General features: G+C 65.5%; 21 protein-coding genes and 4 pseudogenes. 12 read left to right on the top strand and 13 right to left on the bottom strand.

What is annotated here, in order from left to right:
* Positions 1 to 3: 3 nt before the first annotated feature.
* Positions 4 to 948, bottom strand: coding sequence for an oxygenase MpaB family protein (locus tag JVH1_RS24000; protein ID WP_009475325.1), 945 nt, complete (start codon positions 946 to 948; stop codon positions 4 to 6).
* 68 nt (positions 949 to 1016) lie between these two features.
* On the opposite strand from JVH1_RS24000, the gene JVH1_RS23995 reads away from it, so the two are divergent.
* Complete coding sequence (locus JVH1_RS23995; RefSeq protein WP_009475326.1) at positions 1017 to 1667, top strand: TetR/AcrR family transcriptional regulator; 651 nt, start codon at positions 1017 to 1019, stop codon at positions 1665 to 1667.
* On the opposite strand, the gene JVH1_RS23990 is transcribed toward JVH1_RS23995, so the two are convergent.
* On the bottom strand, positions 1664 to 2131 hold the full coding sequence (locus tag JVH1_RS23990) for a DUF6069 family protein (RefSeq protein ID WP_009475327.1): 468 nt from the start codon (positions 2129 to 2131) through the stop codon (positions 1664 to 1666). The two genes, JVH1_RS23995 and JVH1_RS23990, sit on opposite strands and share 4 nt — an antisense overlap.
* Positions 2132 to 2311: 180 nt before the next feature.
* Here JVH1_RS23990 and JVH1_RS23985 point away from each other — a divergent pair, with 180 nt between their 5' ends.
* Entirely contained in the window at positions 2312 to 2851 is a 540-nt protein-coding gene (locus JVH1_RS23985) for a nitroreductase family deazaflavin-dependent oxidoreductase (RefSeq protein ID WP_009475328.1), read from the top strand.
* Here JVH1_RS23985 and JVH1_RS23980 read toward each other — a convergent pair.
* The 8 genes and pseudogenes from JVH1_RS23980 to JVH1_RS23945 all read right to left on the bottom strand — a co-directional run bounded on the left by JVH1_RS23980 (position 2758) and on the right by JVH1_RS23945 (position 7325).
* Entirely contained in the window at positions 2758 to 3282 is a 525-nt protein-coding gene (locus tag JVH1_RS23980; RefSeq protein WP_083849735.1) for an SDR family NAD(P)-dependent oxidoreductase, read from the bottom strand. The two genes, JVH1_RS23985 and JVH1_RS23980, sit on opposite strands and share 94 nt — an antisense overlap.
* Before the next feature lie 535 nt (positions 3283 to 3817).
* Entirely contained in the window at positions 3818 to 4357 is a 540-nt protein-coding gene (locus JVH1_RS23975) for a hypothetical protein (protein WP_009475331.1), read from the bottom strand.
* A gap of 318 nt (positions 4358 to 4675) precedes the next feature.
* A complete protein-coding gene (locus JVH1_RS23970; protein ID WP_009475332.1) occupies positions 4676 to 5095 on the bottom strand; it encodes a hypothetical protein in 420 nt (139 codons plus the stop codon).
* Between the two features lie 351 nt (positions 5096 to 5446).
* Complete coding sequence (locus JVH1_RS23965) at positions 5447 to 5578, bottom strand: phosphotransferase (RefSeq protein WP_009475334.1); 132 nt, start codon at positions 5576 to 5578, stop codon at positions 5447 to 5449.
* Position 5579: 1 nt separating this feature from the next.
* Positions 5580 to 6176: a phosphotransferase gene (locus JVH1_RS23960; protein ID WP_009475335.1), complete on the bottom strand. Its 597-nt coding sequence runs from the start codon at positions 6174 to 6176 to the stop codon at positions 5580 to 5582.
* A 98-nt stretch (positions 6177 to 6274) separates the two neighbouring features.
* A pseudogene (locus JVH1_RS23955) lies at positions 6275 to 6634 on the bottom strand (DUF6308 family protein).
* 93 nt (positions 6635 to 6727) lie between these two features.
* Positions 6728 to 7003 (bottom strand): hypothetical protein, encoded by a 276-nt coding sequence (locus JVH1_RS23950; RefSeq protein ID WP_009475336.1) that lies wholly within the window; start codon positions 7001 to 7003, stop codon positions 6728 to 6730.
* A gap of 76 nt (positions 7004 to 7079) precedes the next feature.
* Positions 7080 to 7325, bottom strand: a complete 246-nt coding sequence (locus JVH1_RS23945) for a hypothetical protein (RefSeq protein WP_009475337.1) — start codon at positions 7323 to 7325, stop codon at positions 7080 to 7082.
* A 260-nt stretch (positions 7326 to 7585) separates the two neighbouring features.
* Between JVH1_RS23945 and JVH1_RS23940 the strand changes: the two genes are divergently transcribed.
* A complete protein-coding gene (locus tag JVH1_RS23940; protein WP_009475338.1) occupies positions 7586 to 8512 on the top strand; it encodes a LysR family transcriptional regulator in 927 nt (308 codons plus the stop codon).
* Positions 8513 to 8588: 76 nt separating this feature from the next.
* Here JVH1_RS23940 and JVH1_RS23935 read toward each other — a convergent pair whose 3' ends face one another.
* Together JVH1_RS23935 and JVH1_RS23930 are read right to left on the bottom strand one after the other, a co-directional pair.
* The gene (locus JVH1_RS23935) at positions 8589 to 10049 is read right to left on the bottom strand and encodes an amino acid permease (protein WP_009475339.1); all 1461 of its coding nucleotides are present in this window, start codon (positions 10047 to 10049) and stop codon (positions 8589 to 8591) included.
* Positions 10050 to 10142: 93 nt separating this feature from the next.
* Complete coding sequence (locus JVH1_RS23930) at positions 10143 to 10286, bottom strand: hypothetical protein (RefSeq protein ID WP_009475340.1); 144 nt, start codon at positions 10284 to 10286, stop codon at positions 10143 to 10145.
* A gap of 361 nt (positions 10287 to 10647) precedes the next feature.
* On the opposite strand from JVH1_RS23930, the gene JVH1_RS23925 reads away from it, so the two are divergent.
* The 9 genes and pseudogenes from JVH1_RS23925 to JVH1_RS23885 all read left to right on the top strand — a co-directional run.
* Entirely contained in the window at positions 10648 to 11784 is a 1137-nt protein-coding gene (locus JVH1_RS23925) for a diaminopropionate ammonia-lyase (protein ID WP_043779193.1), read from the top strand.
* A gap of 44 nt (positions 11785 to 11828) precedes the next feature.
* Entirely contained in the window at positions 11829 to 12797 is a 969-nt protein-coding gene (locus tag JVH1_RS23920) for a M20/M25/M40 family metallo-hydrolase (RefSeq protein ID WP_009475342.1), read from the top strand.
* Positions 12683 to 12973: pseudogene (locus JVH1_RS23915) on the top strand (M20/M25/M40 family metallo-hydrolase); the annotation flags it as partial. The gene JVH1_RS23920 and the pseudogene JVH1_RS23915, both read left to right, overlap by 115 nt.
* Before the next feature lie 22 nt (positions 12974 to 12995).
* Positions 12996 to 13490, top strand: a complete 495-nt coding sequence (locus JVH1_RS23910; protein WP_009475343.1) for a RidA family protein — start codon at positions 12996 to 12998, stop codon at positions 13488 to 13490.
* A gap of 53 nt (positions 13491 to 13543) precedes the next feature.
* Positions 13544 to 14974 (top strand): amidase, encoded by a 1431-nt coding sequence (locus JVH1_RS23905; RefSeq protein ID WP_009475344.1) that lies wholly within the window; start codon positions 13544 to 13546, stop codon positions 14972 to 14974.
* A gap of 316 nt (positions 14975 to 15290) precedes the next feature.
* Positions 15291 to 16340: pseudogene (locus JVH1_RS23900) on the top strand (IS256 family transposase); the annotation flags it as partial.
* Between the two features lie 112 nt (positions 16341 to 16452).
* Positions 16453 to 17514, top strand: coding sequence for a tyrosine-type recombinase/integrase (locus JVH1_RS23895; protein ID WP_043783004.1), 1062 nt, complete (start codon positions 16453 to 16455; stop codon positions 17512 to 17514).
* The gene (locus JVH1_RS23890; protein ID WP_043783006.1) at positions 17511 to 19454 is read left to right on the top strand and encodes a tyrosine-type recombinase/integrase; all 1944 of its coding nucleotides are present in this window, start codon (positions 17511 to 17513) and stop codon (positions 19452 to 19454) included. Before JVH1_RS23895 ends, JVH1_RS23890 begins: the two co-directional genes overlap by 4 nt.
* A gap of 49 nt (positions 19455 to 19503) precedes the next feature.
* Positions 19504 to 19725, top strand: a pseudogene (locus JVH1_RS23885) (transposase); the annotation flags it as partial.
* A gap of 856 nt (positions 19726 to 20581) precedes the next feature.
* Here JVH1_RS23885 and JVH1_RS23880 read toward each other — a convergent pair.
* Positions 20582 to 21355, bottom strand: coding sequence for an SDR family oxidoreductase (locus tag JVH1_RS23880; protein ID WP_009475387.1), 774 nt, complete (start codon positions 21353 to 21355; stop codon positions 20582 to 20584).
* Positions 21356 to 21939 lie beyond the last annotated feature (584 nt).

The following is a 21939-nucleotide window of genomic DNA, read 5'->3' as shown; positions in this document are numbered from 1 at the left end:
GATCTACAGCGTAGGGATCAAAGAGGTCGGGAACGGCCCGCGTGACACCATTCCGTCACACGCCCTCCGCGCGACCGGCGTCAGCCGCCATCGCTCGGGAACGAACCGGAATCCGAGCCGCACTGCCGCGCCGAATCGCCGGAGCCTGCGCTCGTCGTCCGCAGACCACTCCCAGCCGAGCTTGTCGCGGGCGGCCGGAGGCAGCGTTCCGCGGGCGATCCACACGAGCAGCCGTCCGAGCACGGGACCGACGAGACGCCACAGAACCGCGGGGATGCGATCGTCGGGACGGGGTGTCGGCTGCCCGTTGAGCACGCGCGATCTGCGCACCGTCTCGGTCTTGTCGAGAACCGTGCAGACCATCTCGTCCCAGTAGTCCACGAAATCGGCGTATGCCTCGGGCAGGTTGGTAGCCGACACCCCGTAGAGCGCGTACCACTGCTTCGACTCCTGATACAGCTGTTCCTTCTCGGAGTCGCCGAGCGGTTCACCGAAGTATTCGGCGACCACGTACTGGGTGCCCAGGAACGTGGCGTGAGCCCAGAAGTAGGGACCGGGATTCAGCGCGTGATACCGCCGCCCCTCGTCCGTCGTGCCCCTGATGTCCTTGTGCATGTCGCGGATCATCTGGGCCTCCGCGCCCGTCGGATCGTAGAGCGCGCGGATGATCGGCCCCGCGGAACGGGCCAACCGGGCGAACTCGTTGCCGAATACTGCCGAGTGCTGCACGAGAGCGGTGTCGATGACGGGATGCATCACCTGCAGCGTGCCCGACCACGAGATCAGCAGCGCGGTTCGCCAGTCGCCGAACCGGTGCCACGTCAGCGAGTCGGGCCCGAGCGACGGCAGCGCCGAACGGCGTTGGGACGGAAGCTCCGTGGTGGTCATGGCGATCTCCAGATGCCGCTCGATATGGAACGTGGTGCAATTCAGAATGACTGTTGACATCGCATGATGTCAACAGTGGAGCGCGGGGGTTCCCCGATCGTTACCGGGATCGATGAGACGATGACGGAATGACCGACAGCGACAACCCTCGCGGAGCGCCGCGCAAATGGCGCGGCCAGGAGCCGGACGACCGGCGCGCGGCGAGGCGTGCGGCACTGATCGAGGCCGGCCTGCAGCTCATGGGAACCGAGGGAACGGCCGCGACGACGATGCGAGCGACCTGCCGCCAGGCGGGCCTCACCGAGCGCTACTTCTACGAGAGTTTCGACAATCGGGAGGCGCTACTCGTCGCCCTCCTCGACCACGTCGTCCTGGGCGCGAGGGACACCCTGATCGGGGCTCTCGAGACGGGCCCTGCCGATCCGGGCGAGCTCGTCCGCCACGTCGTGAAAGCGTTCACCGGCTACATCGCCCAGGACCGGCGGCGGGGACGCATCATGTTCGTCGAAGCGCAGTCGGTGCCGGAGTTGGCCCAGCGGGGCGAACAACTCGTCACCGAGTTCACGACTCCCATGGCTGCGGCACTGACAATCCTGGGTGTCGACGGCGCACCTCGCGACGCCGTCAACACCCAGCTGAACGCGATTGCCCTGTTCGGGGCGATCGCCTTTCTGTACCAGCGCTGGCTCACCGGGAGCCCGAAGATCTCGCAGAAGCGGATCGTCGAGCACATCGCACTCACCATCGAGGCTCATGCGCCGGTGAACAGCACCCCCTAGACGTGCTCGCCGCGAACCAGGGGTCGCCGCATCGCTTCCAGGCCCGCGACGACTGCCACGGCGATCACCACGTGCATGGCCGAGAGCGCGGTGGTGCTGGCGGTGTCGAAGTCGGCCTGAATGGTCAGGGCGATCGTCGCGAGCGGCAGCAGGGCGCCGATCACTTCGGCCGGCCGGATGACGGCCACCCATTTCAGCGAGATCAGCGCGGCCAGTGTCATTCCGATCAGTATCGGAACGACCGTCAGGATGACGACTCCGCCGGGCGCCACGCTGCTGGTCTTGCCGGCATCCGTCATCTCGAACGAACCGCCGGCAGCCAATCCCAGCAGCCAGATCACCAGGTTGGGGACGAGCGCGCCGATCGTAGTCGCGGCGATCGCCCACGGGCGGCTCAGTTCGAGCGTCATCGGGTTGATCCGTGAGGTCGTGGTTGCAGAAATCGTGGTTCCGGTGCTGGACATGTTCGTTTCTCCCTGTCGAGTGGCTCGAAGTGCTACTGACCGATCCTGCAACCTCAACCATTGTTTGGGTCAAGGCCTGAAATCGAGGACTCTCGGTGAGACCCGAACAGGTAGACCCGGGCGGAACGCAAAACTCATCGCGGTCGGCCCCGGTCGGTCATCTGAGGGATGATGGCGACTATGAACTCTGCCCCCAAGCCACCCTCCCGACCGCGGGGGCTCCGCAACCCCCTCCGCAAACTCGCGCGCTGGCTCGGCACCCGCGAATGGGTGATGCGGATGGCGCCGATCATCATCTGGCTGGAGTCGCACCTGCGCGCGTGGACCGGGAACCGGGTGAGCCTGATCGGCATCGCCGGACTGCAGTCCGTGCAGGTGACGGTCCCCGGGCGCAAAAGCGGAACCCCGCGCACGACGGCCCTTCTGTGCATTCCGTACGGGGACGGGTACATCGTCACCGGCTCGAATTGGGGACGTCCCGAGCATCCGACGTGGTCGGTCAATCTGCGTGCGGCCGACGAAGCCCAGGTGAAGGCCGGGTCGCACGAATCCCGGATGAGCGTCCGGATGATCACCGGAGACGAACGCGAGAATCTCTGGAAACTGGTGGTCGACTACTGGCCCGGCTACCTCATGGAGAATCGACGGTCCGGTGGACGTGAGTTCCGGCTGTTCGTGCTCGAGCCCACCCGCTCGGCTACCGAGAGTCGCGAATCCTGAAGACCGGCTCCACGAAGCGTTCGACGGCGCGACGCTCGGCGGCCGCATCGCCCAACGGCCAGGTCAACAGCGACAGGACGACGCCCACGATCCGTTGCGAACTCGGAATCCACGACATCACCCGCGAACAGGATCCCGGCATTGTTGAACACCGCATCGACGCGGCCGAACTTGTCCCCGACATCCGAAGCGTGCTCCAACACCGCATCTCTGTCCGACACATCCACCGCGGCAGCGAAAACGGAACCCGACACCGTACCAAACAGATCCAACGTGTCCTTCACCGCCGACGCCTCCAGATCCGCGAGAGCCAACCGCGCTCCCGCCCGTGCGAGCTGCACGGCAAGCTCACGACCGATCCCGGCGCCGGCACCCGTCACCGCGACGACACGGCCCCCGAAGTAGCCCAACCAACTTCCCCTCCCGCTCATGAACCCAGGTAACAATCCCCACGATCGACATCAGAAGATAAGTATGGGGAAAGCTGTGCACGCCCGTCCTCTCGCACCGTTGTTCGACCCCGAAACGCACTGCGAACTTAGACGATTCGCAAATTGAGGCCTCACCATGCTCGCGGGCCGATCTCACCTCGCCACTAGCCAGTGTGCCGGCAAGTGCTGGTGGACGCGGACGATCGTCGAGTCGATCAAGAGCACATGTTCGCGCTGTGCGTCGCGTTCGGGGCTGCCGCGAGCACCGCGGCGAACATCCGACCGTAGAGTTCCCTCGTCCAACCAACGGCCGTGACGCTCCCACATTCTTCCGGCACATCGCGCCACGGTGACCCGGTATCGCCAGTCGATCCCTCCCCCGGTCAACCGACGGTCCTTCCACGGACATTCCCTGCGCCCGGTGGGGCAGGTAACACGGGCTCCTCACGGCGCCACAGGTCTTTGGATATTCTCTACTGCGCACGACACTCTCACACGATCCCGCACTCGGGCCCGGTCATTTGGCACAAATGCTCTACGGGACCGGGAAGGTGCCCAACCCCGGGTGGACCAGAATCTGGTACCCGTCGACAGGAGGGTGTGCGCCGACGTCGGCGACCGCGGCGATCGTGCCGCTGCCAGTGATAACCGTCGCGGGGGCGTATCGGCACCGATCCTCCGGTGCGGTGGGCGGACTGTAGTCGGGCCCCACGAGCCCAAGAGCGGTGGTGCCGGCGACGCCGGTGGTCAGGTTCCGCCAGTTCACCGACACGGCGACGCAGTAGGTCGAGGTCGTCGTGGAGCGCTCCGCCGCAAAGGTCACCATCCCGGATGTTCCCGTCGTCGCTGACGGTGTCACGGTCGACAGCGGCGGCGGGTAGTCGCAGGCCAGCACGGTCAGCAGCAGGCATCCTGCGACGAACCGCACCGGTACCTGGAACGCCGTGGTCGTCGCTGCCGGGACCGGCGGCGTGTCCGCGATCGCGGTGGCGGACGAGCAGAGCGGGATCGCGAGGACCGCCATCAATGCCGCGGCCCAGGCTACGAACGAACGACGAATCGCTGCACGACACACGGCGTCAGCCTCTCGTGGGGATCTTCCCGACCCTGGTGCAGTGTCACGCTACTCGCTTGGCGGCAGCGCGGACCTGGCAATGGCGGGCGGAACAGGCCCCAGGATACCTTCTACGCGGCGCTCGTCATCCATCATCGGGTCCGCACTAGGCAGCCACGCTCTAGTCCCACGGGAATGGACTCCGCTCACCGACCTGCCCGCAGCGCGTTATGCCGCGCACGCGTCAAGGACAGTTCGGTCAGGACCGTGCCCATCGTCGTGCATGCGGTTCGCGCCTGCGGCACCGGGCAGGTTCGTGTCGATGGCTGTGCGAGTGCGTCACAATGCGGGCAGTTCGTCGATCAGGCTGTCCAGCAGGTCCCTGTCGTGGCGATTCGAGCGCGACGGAGGCAGCATGGCAGTGTCGAGCTCGAGAGGGAACCTGTCGATGACGCGGCCCGGGTCGAGTCGATCCAGCGCTGCATACCATTCGGCCAGCGGTGCGGCGAGGCGGCCATGCAGGTCGAAATGACGGCGCCGCCGAGAGGGGTCCCCTATGCGTTGCCGCAGCGGCTGCTGTGGATCGGGGATCGACAACAGCACCACATCCGCGAATCCGAGACGACGCTGAGTGAACATCGGCCGGACTGCCGTGAGTTCGTGCTCGAATCGCGTGATCGGTGCCGCGCCCACCGCGGCCAGGCACCACGTGGTCTTACCGGCGGCACTGGGCCCCTCGACGGCGACGATCACCGGCATACCCTACCCATCCACGGACCCTCCGATCCGAATCTCGCGTTGTCGTCCGATGCCGGTAGTGGATCCCCTGGTGGTGTCTCATGAAACCATCGCCCAGTATCGGAAAACCTCACCCGCATCGGCTTCGGATTCGGAAAGGCGCAACCCCAGCCCTGCCGAACCGTGTTGGCGGCGATCATCTTGCGGACTATGGGCGGCCACCACGTGACGAGGTTCCACAACCCCGCTAGCCCTGCACTGACGCTTTCGGTCAAGTCGCCGCCAGGACCCGCTCGAGGGTGGCGAAACCCGCTGGTTCCCAGGCCGGTTTGCCCCCGGGCAGACCACGCCTCCCGTTCCGCCCGATCCCGATCAGACCCAGGGCACGAGGACAGCCCACCCACGGGCCCGGGTGACGGTCGCGGGATCGCCCGCGCCCATCTTGCCGAAGTCGATCACCCCCGTAAGCATTCCGTCCCGGATCACCACGTTCGCCGGATGCAAGTCACCATGCAGCCACACCGGCGCCCCCCTGCCACCCCGGCGCCGCGACGGCCTCCTGCCACACCTCCCGCGCGCCCTCCGCGCTCGCGTGGTCGGCAATGACCTCGAACCCGACCTCGGCCTCTTCCTGCAATCCGGCCAAGGGGATACCGCGCGTCGGGATGGCCGGCGCATCGGCGGGCGCCGGCACGTGCAGCGCACCAAGGAACCCGGCGAGGACCTCGGCCACATCGACACGTGTGACCGGCACATGATCGGCCGGCTCCCCCTCGACCCAGCGCGCGATCGTCCACGTGTGCTCGAACAGGCCCGAAGGTTTGCCGACACGCACCGGGGCAGGCGTGGGCAGCGGCAACCGCACCGCCAACTCCGGCAACCACCTCTGCTCAACGCTCAACAGAGCAGGCGCACGCTCGGCACGCGGCAACCGCACCGCCAACTCCTCCCCCAGACGCCATTGCTGGTTATCCCAACCCCCGTCGACGTCTCGGAGCACGAGGTCTGCCAGATCCGGATGCTGATCCCGCAGCAACGCCCGCACCAAGTCTTGCCCGAACCTGAACTCGCCCATCAACACGCCTCCGATCGCTGACGACATGCGACTCACTGCCGGCGGTCCGATGTGGGCAGCTACACCATCAAGCTACCGATGCGCCCCCACCAGGTCACGCTCGGTGTGCTCAGCATCCGAATGCATCACGACAAACAGCTCATGCATGAACGGCACCATAAACCTGACTTACGGGAGGACACCGGGACGTGGCATCTTTGCAGGTCAGAGCGCTTTCCGGGGCCGCGATTCTTGCCGTCCATCCACGCGATCACATCGAACACCCGCAGTGCCGAGATCTCTTCGGGGAGGCCGGCCTCCTCGCGGAGCGACTCGAGCCGGTTATGTAATGCCCCGTCGTCGGCGCGAAGTGCCTCACGGACCGGGTTCAGATGTGCTCGCTCGGTGCCCAGGACCTGACTGACGACGGAGTCCCAGATCGGCTACAGCCGCGGGCGTTTGCGGGCGATCAGCTTCGTCGCCTTCGTCTGGCCGATCCCCGGCAGCGCCCACAGGGCCGTTTCCAGGTCCCAGGCGGGCCATCCCGAGGCGAGCGGGTCCGGTTCGTCGAACCAGGTCCCGATCCGGGCCTATCGCCGTCAGAAGGGGCGTTCAGCGCCTCCGCCTCGGTGTACAGGATCGCCCGCGCCGCCGTCGGGGCGACCTGCACGGACAGGAACACCCTCCGCGACCAGGTCGTCCGCGGTCAACCGGTCCGCCTCCCCGGCCCGACTACCGGTGCTGGACCAGGCGTCGAGGTGCGCGCCGACGTAGGCGTCGTCGCCCAGGTACGGGTGGCCGTAGTACCTCTTCAGTGCCGCGATCGCCGCGGCGTCCGAGTCGGTCGCGAGGGTGGTCGGCAGCCGGAATGTCATACCCCGCACCCTTTCACCCTTCAGGTGCCGGCGGCCGGGAACCGAGCAGGGTGGTCGCTACGCGCCGGGCCCGGAATCAGTAATCCGTGTCGGCCGCGGCGCGGCCGTCGGCTGCCTCGGGCAGAAGCGTGCGCGCCTTCTCTGCCAGGTCCGGCAGGCCGAGGGCACCCCGCCGATAACCGTAGGCTCGGGCCGGGGCAGGCAGGGCGAGTTCCTCGTTCACCAGCGGGCTGGTGGGGTATGCGACTCGGGCCACGAGCCGGGCGGTCTCGTCGGCGGTCAGGATCTTCCCGAGTGGCGGCGTGGTTGCTGCATCGGTCACGGAGTCCCCCCATCGTCTGAGCTTCCTGGCCGTTGTGTGGACAGTATCGCGTTGTGGGCGTGGTTCTTCGGCTGTCACGGGGACATACCATCTGCCTAGTTCAGAGGATCGACGCCTGGCGGTGTGAAGGTCGGCATATGACCTGACCCACCGTCCGAGCGGATCAGGGGGGTGCAACCCGCATCTCTCCGCGGTTTGCATAGATAATCGATCCGTTCAAAGATGAAATTAATTAGATTGTCGAATGAATCGAGTTGGTCGTGCTTCATGTTCAGCGGTTACGCCTTCTTTGCGAACTGCACCGACGCGGAACCCTCGCTGCAGTGGCAGATGTGCTGTCCTACAGCCCTTCTGCGGTATCGCAGCAGTTGCGTCAGTTGGAGAAAGAGATAGGTGTGCCGCTCATCGAGCCTGCCGGGCGCGGGGTGCGGCTTACCGAGCAAGCCCTGATACTGGTGCAGCACGGCGAGAGAATCCTGAGCCTGCTCGAGGAAGCGGAATCGGACGTCACCGCGTCTCTCGGTGAGGTACGCGGGACCGTTCGCGTCGCCGCATTTCAAACCGCCGCACTCACCCTCGTCCCGTTCGCGATGGAAGATCTGCGACAGCGTTACCCACTGGTGAAGATCGAGTTCACCCAGGGCGAACCACCCACAACGATGCCTGGTCTCGTCTCGTCCGAGTTCGATCTGGTGATCGTCGAGAGCTATCCCGGTTATCCCGAACGCATCCCGGAGGGGGCGGACGTGGACAAGCTGATGACCGATCCGTTGTGGTTGGTGATGTCGGAGAAACTCGCGTCTCCTTTGGACGCCAACAGTGATCTGATCGCCCAGTTGTCGCAAGCGAATTGGGCGATGGAGTTGGCGGATTCTGTTCCCGGGATGTGGGTGATCGATCGTTGTCGCAGGGCTGGTTTCGAACCATCGATCATCTGCCGGTCCGAGGATCTGCTGGTGCACAGGCATTTGGTCGAAGCGGGACTCGCGGTCGCCGTGCTGCCGGGGTTGGCGCTCGCCGAGCTGGGCTCGGGCGTTGCCCGTTTCCCCACCGGAGCGGGATTGGCCTATCGGGAGGTCCTCGTGGCCAGCCGTTCGTCGACGAGGAACAGCCCGACGATTGCCGCCGTCCGCGCTTCACTGAAGCGGGGCGCGGACGTTTTGGCCCAGTCGGGTGTCGAATCGTGAGTGTGCACTACAGACGAGTCTGGCCCTGTGGCGGCGAGTGCTGCCACAGGGCCGAACCGGTGAGGGTGCTGGAGCGTTATAGGCCGGGTGTGCGGTCTTCTGTCGCTATGAAGACTTCCTGGGTCGTAACGCGTCCGCGCACTGATCGCCAACCGAGGAAGAGGACCAGTGCGATCGGGGGGATTGCGCACAGGGCGACCCGCGCAGCCAGGTCGGGCGCCAATCCGAGGGAGACGACGACCATCAACAGGAAGGCAATGGCGATGTAGTTGGAGTACGGGGCGAAGGGCATCCTGAAGGCTTCGCGTTGTTCGCCGTTGTTGCGCCGCTGGCGCAGCATGCCCAGGTGCGAGGCCAGGATGGTCGTCCAGGTACAGAGTGCGCCCAGGCCGGCGAGGGCGAGGATGATGTCGAACGCCTCGTGCGGAACGACGTAGCTCAAGGCCACACCGGGCAGGGCCGCGACGGCGGTGAAGATGATTCCGCCGGCAGGAATACCGCGTCGGCTCATGTACGAGAGGATTCGCGGAGCTTGCTGGCGTTCGGCCATGCTGCGCAGGATTCGTCCCGTCGAGTACAGGCCGGAGTTCGTCGAGGACAACGCGGCGGTGATCACGACGATGTTCATGATGTGGCCGGCGGCCGGGACGCCCAGTTCGGAAAAGACGAGGACGAAGGGAGATTCGGTGGCACCATACGCAGTCCACGGCATGATCATGACGAGGAGCAGCACGGACCCGCAGTAGAACAGAATGATGCGCAGTGCGACGGAATTGACCGCCCGGGGAATGACCTTGCGTGGTTGCGCGGTCTCACCGGCCGCGATGCCGACCATTTCGATGCCGTTGTAGGCCATGATCACCGACTGCAGACTCAGAAGAGCGATTGCGAAGCCGGCGGGAAAGAAGCTGGTCCAGACACTGTCACCGTGGAAGAGGTTACCCAGTCCGGCGGTGCCACCACCGATCTGCGCGCCGGTGGCGACCAACCAGATACCGACACCCAGGAAGCAGACGATCGCCGCAACCTTGACGATCGCGAACCAGAACTCGAACTCGCCGAATGCTTTCACCGAGAGAAGGTTGACCGCGAGCAGAATGGCGAGGGCAATCAGCGCCGTCACCCACTGTGCCAAGTCGGGAAGCCATTTATGGACATAGATACCGATGGCTGTCAGTTCGGCGACTCCGCCGACCCCCCAGTTGAACCAGAACATCCACCCGGAGACGAATCCCGCTCCCGGACCGATGAATTCGCGGGCGTAGCTGGCGAAACTTCCCGACGAGGGCCGGTACATGACCAGCTCGCCGAGCGCTCGCATCACGAAGAATGCGACGGTACCGCACACCAGATAGGCCAGGATCAGCGACGGGCCCATGGCCTGGAGCCGCGACCCCGCTCCGAGGAACAGCCCGACCCCGATCGCCCCTCCCATGGCGATCATCTGGATCTGGCGATTGCTGAGAGCCTTGCGGTAGCCGTCGTCTGCCGTATGCACCGCTGGCGGAGCGGCTTGTATCGGGGGTGGATTGTCCATGGGGAGGGTTCCTTTACTGAAAGGTGCAGGATATGGGCCGTCAGGCCGGCCCCGGGCACGCGACTGGTAGGGACGAACAGGACGAGGATCGGGTCAACGGTGTCGTGTGGAACCGGACAACTGCAGAAGCGGCGTCGAGTCTCCTGTCAGAATGGCGAGCACCACCGCGAGTTCGATATCACTCAACTGGCCCGCGGTATCCGGTGGTGGCGCGAACGCTTCAGCTATGTTCTGCATGAGCCACTCCTTGTCGTGCACTAGGGCTGCCCGAGGCGCTGAGTGCGGCCGCATCACCCTGTCGAGGGTCGGGTCTTCCGCATCCGTGGACCTGAACGACGGCCCGAGTCTTGCCTTTTCGCATGAAGTCCGTTTCCGCCCTGGTGGACCGGGCCGGAGCCCTCCTCGTCACCGTCGATCGAACTGCCACTATGTTCCACGACACATTCCATCGAGAAAAGCGCCGATTTCTGATGACTATTCTTAAGCAAGTACGTGCTAAGTGGGTCACACTAAATCCGAGAATGGTAAGTAATAGCGTTCAATACTGCGCATTTATGGTCACTGGACCTTCACTGATGGATGGGTAACCATGGGTGGCATGACTTCCCTTGAAGCGACCCGGTGGTACTCCCACAGCGCTGCTCGCGACTGGCGCACCCAGGCGCCCGGGTCCGCAGTTCAATTCCACCGGACCCTCGACGGCTACGCACCTACACCCCTGACCGAGCTCCCCTCTCTTGCTGCCGAGCTGTCGGTCGGCCGGGTGTTCGTGAAGGATGAGTCGAACCGGCTCGGGTTGCCGGCGTTCAAGATTCTCGGAGCATCGTGGGCGACCTGCCGTGCCCTCAGCGACTGGTTGGGAATGGATCCGGTGACCATGACGGTCCCGCGGTTGTCGGCACGCCTGCGCGAAGTAGTCACGAATCCGAAGGACCTGACGCTCGTCACCGCGACGGACGGCAACCATGGACGGGCAGTCTCGCGAATGGCGGCGTTGCTCGGAGTCTCCGCACGGGTGTACATCCCGGCGGGATTGAGTCGGGCGGCCGTCGATGCGATCGGCGGCGAGGGCGCGCAGGTGATTGCCTTCGACGGCAGCTATGACGAGGTCGTCGCGGCAGCGAACGCCTCCACCGCGGACAGGCCGTTGGATTTCCTCATCCAGGACACGTCCTGGGACGGCTATGTCGACGTTCCGCAGTGGATCGTCGAGGGGTACATCACCTTGTTCGCCGAGGTCGACGAATCGTTGCGCACCGAAGGGCTCGAACCCAATCTGGTCGCGTGCCCGGTAGGTGTGGGCTCCCTGGCCCACGCGATGGTCGACCACTATCGCAGCGGCGGGGCACGCCCGAGTCTGCTCAGCGTGGAGCCGATCACCGCGGCCTGCGTTGCCGAATCCCTCGGCGCCGGGACACCGACCAGCGTCGACACGACGACTCCGACGATCATGGCAGGGCTGAACTGCGGCACCCCGTCGGTGATCGGGTGGCCATCCCTGCAGCAGGGGCTCGATGCGGCGATCAGCATCAGCGACGATGAATCACGCACCGCTGTCGCCGATCTGACCGACCTCGGCCAGGATGTCGGCCCCTGCGGGGCCGCGTCCCTCGCCGGCGTGCGGGCGGCACTCTCAGATGCCGACCGGCGACGCGCCCTGGGTCTGGGCTCCGAATCCGTGGTCGTCCTGATCAGCACCGAGGGCCTGGCCGCCAACCCACTCGACGGCCGCTGAACCTGGCCGCCCTTCCTTCTCTTCCCTACTCTTCCGAGGACGACATGAACACCACACTCGACCCGACTGAGCTCCTCCGGGAACTCATCTCCATCGATTCGGTCAATCCCGACCTCGTTCCCGGTGCGGCCGGAGAACCCGCGATCGCCGACTTCGTCAGCACCTGGTTCACCCACCACGGATTCACGGTCGACCGACTCGAATCGACTCCCGGACGCCCCTCGATCGTGGCCATCGCGGCCGGCAGCGGCGGCGGGAGAAGCCTGATGTTCAACGGCCACCTCGACACGGTGACACTGGCCGGCTACGACGGCGACCCCCTCGCACCGATACTCGAGGACGGCAAGATGTTCGGCCGGGGCACCTTCGACATGAAGGCCGGCGTCGCGGCGATGATGATCGCCGCCGCCGACGTGGCCGCACGACCACACCCCGGTGACATCCTCGTCGCCCTGGTCGCCGACGAGGAGTACGCCAGTGCCGGAACCGAGGAGGTTCTGCGGCACTACACCGCAGACGCGGCCATCGTCTCCGAACCGACCCACGAGGAAATCGTCCTCGCCCACCGCGGCTTCGCCTGGTTCGACGTCACCATCCACGGTGTCGCCGCACACGGCTCCCGCCCCGACCTCGGGATCGACGCCATCGCCAAGGCCGGGCGCTTCCTGACCGGACTCGACGAACTCGCCCACAAGCTCGCCCGCACCCCCGGCCACCCCACCCTCGGCAGCGGCAACATCCACGCCTCCGTCATCACCGGTGGCGAAGAAATCTCGAGCTACCCCGCCCAGTGCACCATCTCCGTCGAACGCCGCACCGTGCCGGGCGGATCGTCGAAAACGGTCGAAGCCGAGCTACGCGAGATCCTCGACTCGATCAAAGCCGTGGATCCGCAGTTCGAATACAGCATCACCCCGGGGCTCGAGCGGAACCCGTTCAGCGTGCCGAGCGAAAACCCCTCGTCCAAACGATCCTGCCGATCGTCGAACGAGTCACCGGCAAGCCACCGGTAATCCGCGGCGAGCCGTACTGGACCGATGCCGCCCTCCTCCTCGACGCGGGGATCCCCGGACTGCTGTTCGGCGTCGACGGCGGCGGTGCTCACGCGGCCACCGAATGGATCGAGATCGACTCCCTTGCCCGTGTCACGCAGATCCTCACCGACACCGCAGCCAGCTTCTGCAAATAGCACCCACATTCGAAAGTTGACGATGACCCCGACACAGACAGCCCAGCACACCATCATCCGCCAACGCCTGACGGAACTGGGACTCGAACTCCCCGCCCCATCCAGCGCGGTTGCCAGCTACGTGCCCGCGGTCCGTACCGGCAACTACCTCTACACCTCCGGGCAGCTTCCCCTCGTCGACGGAGCCCTGCCGCACACCGGAAAGGTCGCCGCGGACGTGTCCGCCGAGGACGCCGCCGAACTCGCCCGCATCTGCACCCTCAACGCCTTCGCCGCAATATCCGCCCTGGTCGACCTCGATTCCATCATCCGGGTCGTCAAGGTCGTCGGATTCGTCGCCTCTGCACCCGGTTTCAACGGCCAACCCGCCGTCGTCAACGGCGCCAGCGACCTGCTGTTAGCCGTCTTCGGTGACAAGGGCCAGCATGCCCGCTCCGCCGTCGGGGTGGCCGAACTCCCACTGAACGCCCCCGTCGAGGTCGAACTGATCGTCGAACTCGACGAGCAAGAGACATAGCTGCCACCCGATCACGAACCCTTAATCGGCCACCTCAGTTAGGAACCTTCGCCATGGCGTCAACCGATCACATCAGCGAGCTGGCAGCGCTCACAGCTTCTGAGCTGATCGACGGCTACCGACAGAAGGACTTCACCCCGTCAGAAGTCTTCGCGGCAATCCAGGATCGCATCGATCAACACAACCCCGAGATCAACGCGTTCTACGTCCGCGAGCACGCCGCCGCAGAAAGAGCCGCCGATCAGAGCACTGCGAGATGGACCGCTGGACGGGCAAACACGGCACTCGACGGTGTGCCCATCACGCTCAAGGAAAACCTCGCCACCGTGGGCACACCGTCACCTGCGGGCACCGCCGCACGCGCCGATGCCGCACCTGCGACCGAAGACGGCCCGGTAGCGGAACTGCTGTCGGCAGCGGGCGCTGTCCGTCTCGGCAAGACCGTCATGCCTGAGTTCGGGATGCTGACGTCCGGCGTCTCCAGCCTCCACGGTGTGACGAGAAACCCGTGGAACCTCGACTGGACGGTGGGCGGCTCGAGTGCCGGGTCATCGGCCGCAGCCGCAGCACGATTCGGTCCGATCCATATCGGCACCGACATCGGCGGATCGGTTCGCCTGCCGGCGAACTGGACTGGCTTAGCCGCCCTGAAACCGACATACGCCATCGTGCCGGTCGATGTTCCGTACATCGGCCGGCACGTCGGACCCCTCGCCAGGACAATCGACGACGTCGCACGGGCGATGCAGGTCATCGCGCAGCCAGACGAGCGGTACCGCGACTACACCTACCAGGAACGTCCCGCCGACTGGGGTGCGGTCGCGTCTTCCCCGTACGACGAATCCGATATCGCGAAACTACGAGTGGCAATCCACACCGACGCGGGTTGCGGACTGCCGACCGATCCCGAAATCCGTGCCGTGATCCACTCGGTCGGAAAAGCATTCGAAGAAGCGGGGGCGTGCGTGGAGGAGATCGATCCGATCATGACGCCTCACCAATTCGAGATGCTGTGCCTGTTCTTCCGCGCGCGTGCGTGGCGCGAGGTCAAAAATCTGAGTCGGTCCAGTCGCGAAGCGGCACTGCCCTACTTCGTGCAGTGGGCGCTCGGGGCTGCCGACCTGTCTGCGACGGAACTGCTCAACGCATACGACACTGTGCAGGCAATGCGCGGCGCCGTTATTCAAGCAACACGCAGCTACGACGTCATACTCTCGCCGGTGGCACCCGTTGCCGCGTTCCCGGCGGACTGGTGCGGACCCACGAATGATCCCGCGACCGCTCTTCACGACATCGTGTACACGGTGCCCTACAACTTCTCCGAACAACCGGCCGCGACGGTCAACGCAGGTTTCACCGCAGACGGCCGCCCCGTCGGCGCCCAGTTTGCCGGCCGGCGATTCGATGACGTCAGGCTCCTTCAAATCGCCCGGTGGTTCGAGCAGGCGCGGCCGGCGACGGCCGTCCCGGTGTGGCCTCGCTAGAGCGCACACCACTGAGAAGATCGCAGTGGGCTGGGAGTTCGCCGAACACATCGTTGTCTCCGGGTCATCCTCGGGAACAGCTCCTGCCCCACCGCGAGCCACAACAGCGAACCCTCCCCACCCGGCAGCATTCGCTGTTCCCCATCGCCTCGCCCCTAACCATCCCTGCCACAGGCGATCCTAAACCGGGTTGCGTCCATGACGATGGTGTACGAGCCGGATCAGGACGTCACCGGCGTGTCGTAGCCGGAAAGTAGGCGGTCATCGCGTGATTCTTCGAGAGAGCTACCAACTCGACTCGACGAAAGAGCACGCGATGACCACTGCCCACGATATCGACCTGCACCAGTTCCTGACCGATCGCCTCACCGACGCCAGCCCCGACCTGCTGCGCAGCCTGCTGTCCACGTTCATCGACGCGCTGATGGGCGCCGAGGCCGACAGCCTGTGCGGCGCCGGTTTTGGTGAACGCTCCGAGGACCGCACCAACAGCCGGAACGGTTACCGCCACCGGGACTTCGCTCCCCCAAGCACTGCGTGCAGGGCGGTACCCCCACCCGCGCCGGAACCCTTGACATCGCGATCCCCAAGCTGCGTCAGGGCTCGTACTTTCCTGATTGGTTACTGCAGCGCCGCAAGCGTGCCGAGCGGGCCCTGACCTCGGTGGTGGCCACCTGCTACCTGCTCGGGGTCTCGACCCGCCGGATGGAGAAACTCGTCGACTCGCTCGGCATCACCAGCCTGTCGAAATCCTAGGTGTCCGTGATGGCCAAGGACCTCGACGCCCAGGTCGAGGCGTTCCGCAGCCGCCCGCTCGACGCCGGCCCGTACACGTTCGTCGCCGCCGACGCCCTCGTCCTGAAGGTCCGCGAGAACGGCCGGGTGGTGAACGTGCACGCGCTCGTCGCGGTCGGAGTGAACGCCGAGGGCTACCGCGAGATCCTGGGAATCGAGGTGACCTCCGCCGAGGACGGGGCCGGTTGGCTGGCGTTCTTCCGGTCGCTGGTCGCCCGCGGGCTGTCCGGCGTGCGGTTGGTGACCTCTTCACGCGCACGCCGGCCTCGTGTCGGCGATCGGCGCGACCCTGCCCGGGGCCGCTTGGCAACGCTGCCGAACGCATTATTCGACCAATCTCATGTCCCAGACACCGAAGAACTCGTGGCCCTGGGTGCGTGCGCTCCTGCACTCCGTCTACGACCAGCCGGACGCCGATTCCGTTCATGCTCAATATGATCGAGTGATCGACGCCTTGTCGGAGAAGCTTCCGAAGGTCGCCGACCATCTCGACGCGGCTCGCCCGGATCTGCTCGCGTTCACCGGCTTCCCGAAGCAGATCTGGCGTCAGATCTGGTCGAACAATCCCCGATCGGTTAACCGGCTCTCGGGCGACACGATTCTATGCGCGGCGTGAGGTCCGGGGCCGATGGCCGGATGGGGCGCATGCTGACGGTGTCGGCTCGATCGGAGAGGAGCAGGCGATGGCCGTTCGGGTGCACGCGGTGGACGACGGTTATGTGGTGGTCGGCGAGTGGGAGGGTTGCGCGGCAGCGAACGCGTTCCTCAAACATCTGGCCGGGCGTGCGTTCAGCGTGGCGACGGTGCGGGCGTATGCCTTCGATGTGCTGAACCTGGCGCGGTTCCTGATCGCCCGCGATCTCGGATTGGCGTCGGTGACGCCGGTGACCGTGTTCGAGTGGATCGACTGGCAGGGCGTGCGCCGTGATCCCCGACCCGGCGCAACGACGAGGAACGGCAGGCAGCGCACGGCGGCGGCGTCGACGATCAACCGGCGGGTCGCGGCGGTGCGGGCGTTGTTCGAGTACCTGGTGATGACCGGGGTGCGCGCCGACAATCCGGTGCCCTCACCCCGGCGGGGTCAAGGGTTACGTCCGTCGGGGCGGGGTTTGCTCGGGCATCTCGGGCCCGGCCGGCCCCGGGCCGGAGGCCGTCTGGTGCGCCAGCCGCGGTTGCTGCCCGAATCCCTCGACGCCGACGCGGTGGACGTGTTCGTCTCGTCGCTGCGCACCCATCGGGATCGGGCGATGGTGTGGGCGATGCTGCTCGGGGGTCTGCGCAGCGCCGAGGTGCGATCGCTTCGGTTGGCGGAGGTGGATTTCGGTCGACGCCGGCTGCGGGTGCTCGGCAAGGGTTCGAAGGAGCGTGTGGTGCCGGTCGATGCGGTGTTCTTCACCGAACTATCGGCCTATCTGCGCCTCGAGCGGCCACCCGGGTTGGTCACACCGGAGTGCTTCGTGGTGCTGCGGGGCCCCACCGTGGGGGCGCCGGTGACCGAGGCCGGGTTGCGATCGTTGTTCCGGCGGCACCGGGACCTGTCCGGCGCGGGTCGGGTGCGTCCGCACCGGCTGCGACACACCTACGGCACCGAACTCGCCTCCGCGGGAATCGATCTGATGGTGCTGCGGGAGTTGATGGGGCACGCCTCCCCGGAGACCACCGCCGAGTACGTGCACCTGTCGATCGAGCAGCTCGCCGCCGAATACGGCGCCGCCCGGGCCAGTCTCGCCGGGGCACGGCGATGACCACGGCATGGCCGACCGTGGTGGACCCGGATACGGTGCTGGCCGGCTATCTCGACCACGTCGCCACCCTCGGGCTGGGCGGAAGAGCCGTCCGCGGCCGCACCCGCATCGCAACCGCATTCCTGGCCGTGCACCCGGATCTGCGGGAATGGATGGCCCGGCCTGCCTCGGACCGGCTTACCGAACTCCGCAGCACCGGGGCGTGGCCGCTGTTGTGTCACGTCATCGGTCGAGACGAGCTGCGACTGGACCTCGAGTTCGCCGCGGTCAAGAACCTCACCGGACTCGGGAGTGCGGTCGAGGCCCGCGACCCGGACGGGTTCGCCGCGGCCCGGACTGCCGGACTGGCCTTGGGCTGGGCACCGTCGTGGGTCGAGACCGTCCTCGGCGAGTGCCTGGCGGTGCTGCTCGCCTGGCATGGCGGACTCGTCAGCGACATCACCAACGACACCGTCGACGATTTCGACGCCGCATTGGCTGCAACACAATCTATTCCGCCGTCGTCTCGGCGGGCATACCGCAACCGGATCGCGGGTCTGCGGCAGGTGCTGTTCGAGGCCCGCATCGTCGACATTCCACCACGGCGCCGGTCCTGGGCCCGCAGCCACGCCCAACGGTTCGCCGACGTTCCGATGGCAGACGCGATCCGCGAGACGTTGTTGCGCTACGTCACCGTCCGAGCCGCCGTGCTTCGCCCGAAATCCGTCGAATCACTGATCAACGACCTCCTGCCGTTCGCCGACTACCTCACCACACACCACCCCGAGGTCACGTCCCTCGACGGCCTCGACCGCAGTCACATCGAGGGCTTCCTCGCCTGGAACCGCACCCGCACCTGGCGTGGGCAACGCGCCGCCGCCGGCGCCGGACGCACCATCTCGAGGGCCGTGATCCAATCGGCGGTGCTGAGCCTGCGCAACCTACTTGACGATCTCACCGAATGGGGCTGGGAGCAGGCACCACCGCGTCGGCTGGTCTTCGCTGCCGACGTCCCCAAGCTCGACCAACCCTTGCCCCGCGCACTGGCACCCGACGTCGACGGCGTGGTGATGAACGCTGTTGCCGGATTGGAGGATCCGTTCGCCCGCATCGGGTTGACGGCGCTCCGCGGGGCGGGGTTGCGGGTCGGGGAACTGCTCGATCTCGAGCTCAGCAGCGTCGTCGACTACGGCCCGGCCGGGACCTGGCTGAAGGTGCCGCTGGGCAAACTCGCGACCGAGCGCATGGTGCCGCTCTCGGCCGCCACCGTCGCGGTGTTGGACGAGTGGACCACCCAACGCGGCGTCTGCCGACCACTGCCGCATCCGCGCACCGGAGCTTTGACCGATTTTCTGTTCGTCGCGCACGGCCGCCGCCTCGGCCAGACCCGGCTGCGCAACGGGCTGCTCGCCGCCGTTGAACGGTCTGGGTTGCGCGGCACTGGCGGCGGGCCCCTGATTGTCACCCCGCACCAGCTGCGGCATACCTGGGCCACCGAGCTCGCCAATGCCGGGATGAGCCTGCAGGCGTTGATGGCGCTGCTCGGGCACGTCACTCCTCAGATGACTCTCCGCTACGCCACCCTCGCATCGCCGACGTTGCGCGACGCCTACGACCAGGCCATGGGCAAGATGCGCCGCCGGTTCACCCTTACCCCGGTCGGCAAGCCGATCGTTCCCGACACCGTCAGCTGGCTCGGCAGCGAGATGCTCAAAACCCGTGTTGCCCATGGCTACTGTTCTCGGCACGAAGCGGCCGGAGCCTGTCCCTATGCCAACATCTGCGAGACCTGCGACAACTTCGTCACCGGACCCGAGTTCCGCGGCGCGCTCGAGGCGCAACGCACCGACGTCCAGGCACTCGAAGCCGATGCCTGCGACCGCGGCTGGCCCGACGAAGCTGCTCGCCACCACCGCGTTGCAGACGCCCTGACCGATCACCTCCACCGGCTCGACCGCTGACTCCAGATCGCCAGTCTGCGATTGACCCACACGCGAAGGCCGGTTAAAGGAGAGATTGAACAAGGAGATCCGGCGCAGAACCGACGTGGTCGGGATCTTCCCCGATCGCACCGCCCTGATTCGGCTCGTCGGCGCGGTACTCGCCGAGCAGCATGACGAGTGGATCGAAGGCCGCCGCTACCTCGGCCTCGACGTGCTCGCCCGGTCTCGCGGCACCCACGCAACACCCGAACCTACCGAGGAGGTGACGCCGGCGGCTCTGACCGCATAACCCCACGAGGAGTCACGCGTCGACCGTCGTACACCACGCCCTGGGACTTGACCGTGACATTTGCGATACGCAGTACGTGGGCAGCCGAGCCGAGCGAACGAAACAGCCTCTGACCTGTGTGTTCACCTCGCGCCATTGCAGGATATGCATTTCGAATGCAGAATTTGCAGCGACTGAGGGACTGGATGGGTGCCCGGGCGTTGCGGGAGAGATCGACCAGCTGCAGGTGCCGGACTTCGTTGCGGCGCAGGCCCCTCCGTAGAGGGTTTTGAACGCCACCGCATCACGCCACACCGCCAAGGCACCCTTGCGGCCGGACCGCAAGATTCGCTCCGGTTCGAGGTCAGCTACCCCCGCGATCAAACACCCCAAACGATGAGCGACTCCCCGCCATGAGATCGACAGAACTTGATAAGTCCCTTATCCAGTCAACTCGCGTCTCTGCATCAGATTCCTCATTCCCCAGTGCCCTTGTCGTTTCCTCAGTTCATGGAGGGGTGAAGGAGGTTCGGCAGATCGATTCCACCACCACCCAACATTGCCGGGCAGAGCAGGGAATCCGGCGCCACGACATGTCGAAGGTCAAGGAGTTCATCGAAGGGGGTGAGGATGATCTCGCGCCGGGCCGCGCGGGGCCCGAGGAGGTGGGTTCGATCATTCGTCCTCGGTCCACGCGTGACGGGTGACGGCCCTCGGCCGAAGGGGTCAGCGGTCGAGGGTCTCGCCGCCTGCGGACTGCCGTCGAGCCGCGGTTCCCGGGGAACGGTTTCCCGGGAAGTCCGCTGTATTTCGCCGGGCATTGAATTATGGTGACCTCACGTTGGACTCCCGTGACACAACCCATCCTATGAACTTTTCAGAACAATTGGCTCGTGAAACCGCCGTCGACGGTCAAGGCACTCCCGGTGATCATCGAAGCTTGGTCCGAAGTGAGGAAAAGAGCCGCATCTGCGATATCCTCTGGGGATATCAACCGCCCCTGCTTCTGGTCGATTACCTGAGCGAAACCGCCAGGGGCGAGGTCCATGGTGGACTCCCAAACTGGGACTTCAGAGTCAATGAGCGGAGTATCAACGTAGCCGGGCACCAGGGCGTTGACTCGGACGTTCTGTGCTCTGAGTTCACCTGCAGCTGTTGCGGTGAGGTTACGAACTGCAGCTTTCGACGCCCCGTAAGCCGCCGCGAGAGGTGTGCCCCCGGTCCCCGAAATGGACGAGAGGGTGAGGATCGATCCACCACCGGAATTCGCGATAGCCGCCGCGCTGTACTTGATGGTCAGGAAGACACCGTCAAGGTTCACTGACATGGTGGATCGCCAAACATCGAGCGGCGTCTCCGCGATCGGATGCGATGCGCTGATTATCCCAGCGTTGGCGACCACGTGATGCAAAGCCCCATGCTCTTCGACAGTCCGTTCTATCAGTGCAGAAACGTCCTGCTCGCGGGTCACATCAGCCGGGATTGCGCTCGCGCCGGGGATGCGGGAAACAACTGCCTCGGCGGCTCCGCGGTGTCGATCGGAGACGACAACCCGAGCGCCTTCCTTCGCGAACCGGGCGGCGATCACAGCGCCGATTCCCCCGCCCGATCCAGTGACGATCACGACCTTACCTTCGAGTGATGCAGGCATGGCCACCTTCCTTTCCATTAGACGATGTAGCTGGTTCCAGTCAGTCCGGTGCACTCGACCTGAATGTATGCACGATGGGTCGGTTTGGCGCAGTTCACGAGTAGCGTCAGCACGGCCAAGTCCGGGTCAAGTCCGCCGGCTTCGTGAGACGATTCGTGTGACTTCAGCGCCAGGACGGACGCGCGTATTGTTCCTACTGACTATAAGTACTCAAATATCCTGAGTCCTTGGATAGAAGTGACAGCTCGTTGCAAACCCGTGCCATACCCGAGTTGCACCAATGTGCCAATCCTGCCGGAGATTCGGGGTTTCGAAGGAATGAGGGAGGCTCGCGGCATCAGCCGTGAGTGGATCGAGGGCGGTGTGCGCACAATCTTGCGGATCGACATCTGAGTCTCGGCCTGCAGATTGCGCGAGATCGCTAACGCAGCGAACAGATAATCAAGTGCGCCTCGCTCGAATCTCGGGTGTGACTGAAAATCGGCCCGCCCGCAGTCGGTTTTCGACTTCCGAAATGGCTGCTCGACCTCCCACAGAAAGTGATACTTCTCTAAATTCATGTGGATTCATCAGCACAAACAGGA

It is taken from the genome of Rhodococcus sp. JVH1 (assembly GCF_000280725.2).
GTDB classification, from domain to species: Bacteria; Actinomycetota; Actinomycetes; order Mycobacteriales; family Mycobacteriaceae; genus Rhodococcus_F; species Rhodococcus_F jostii_A.
Note: the sequence above shows the minus strand (reverse complement) of the source record. Positions and strands in the feature narration are given on the sequence as shown.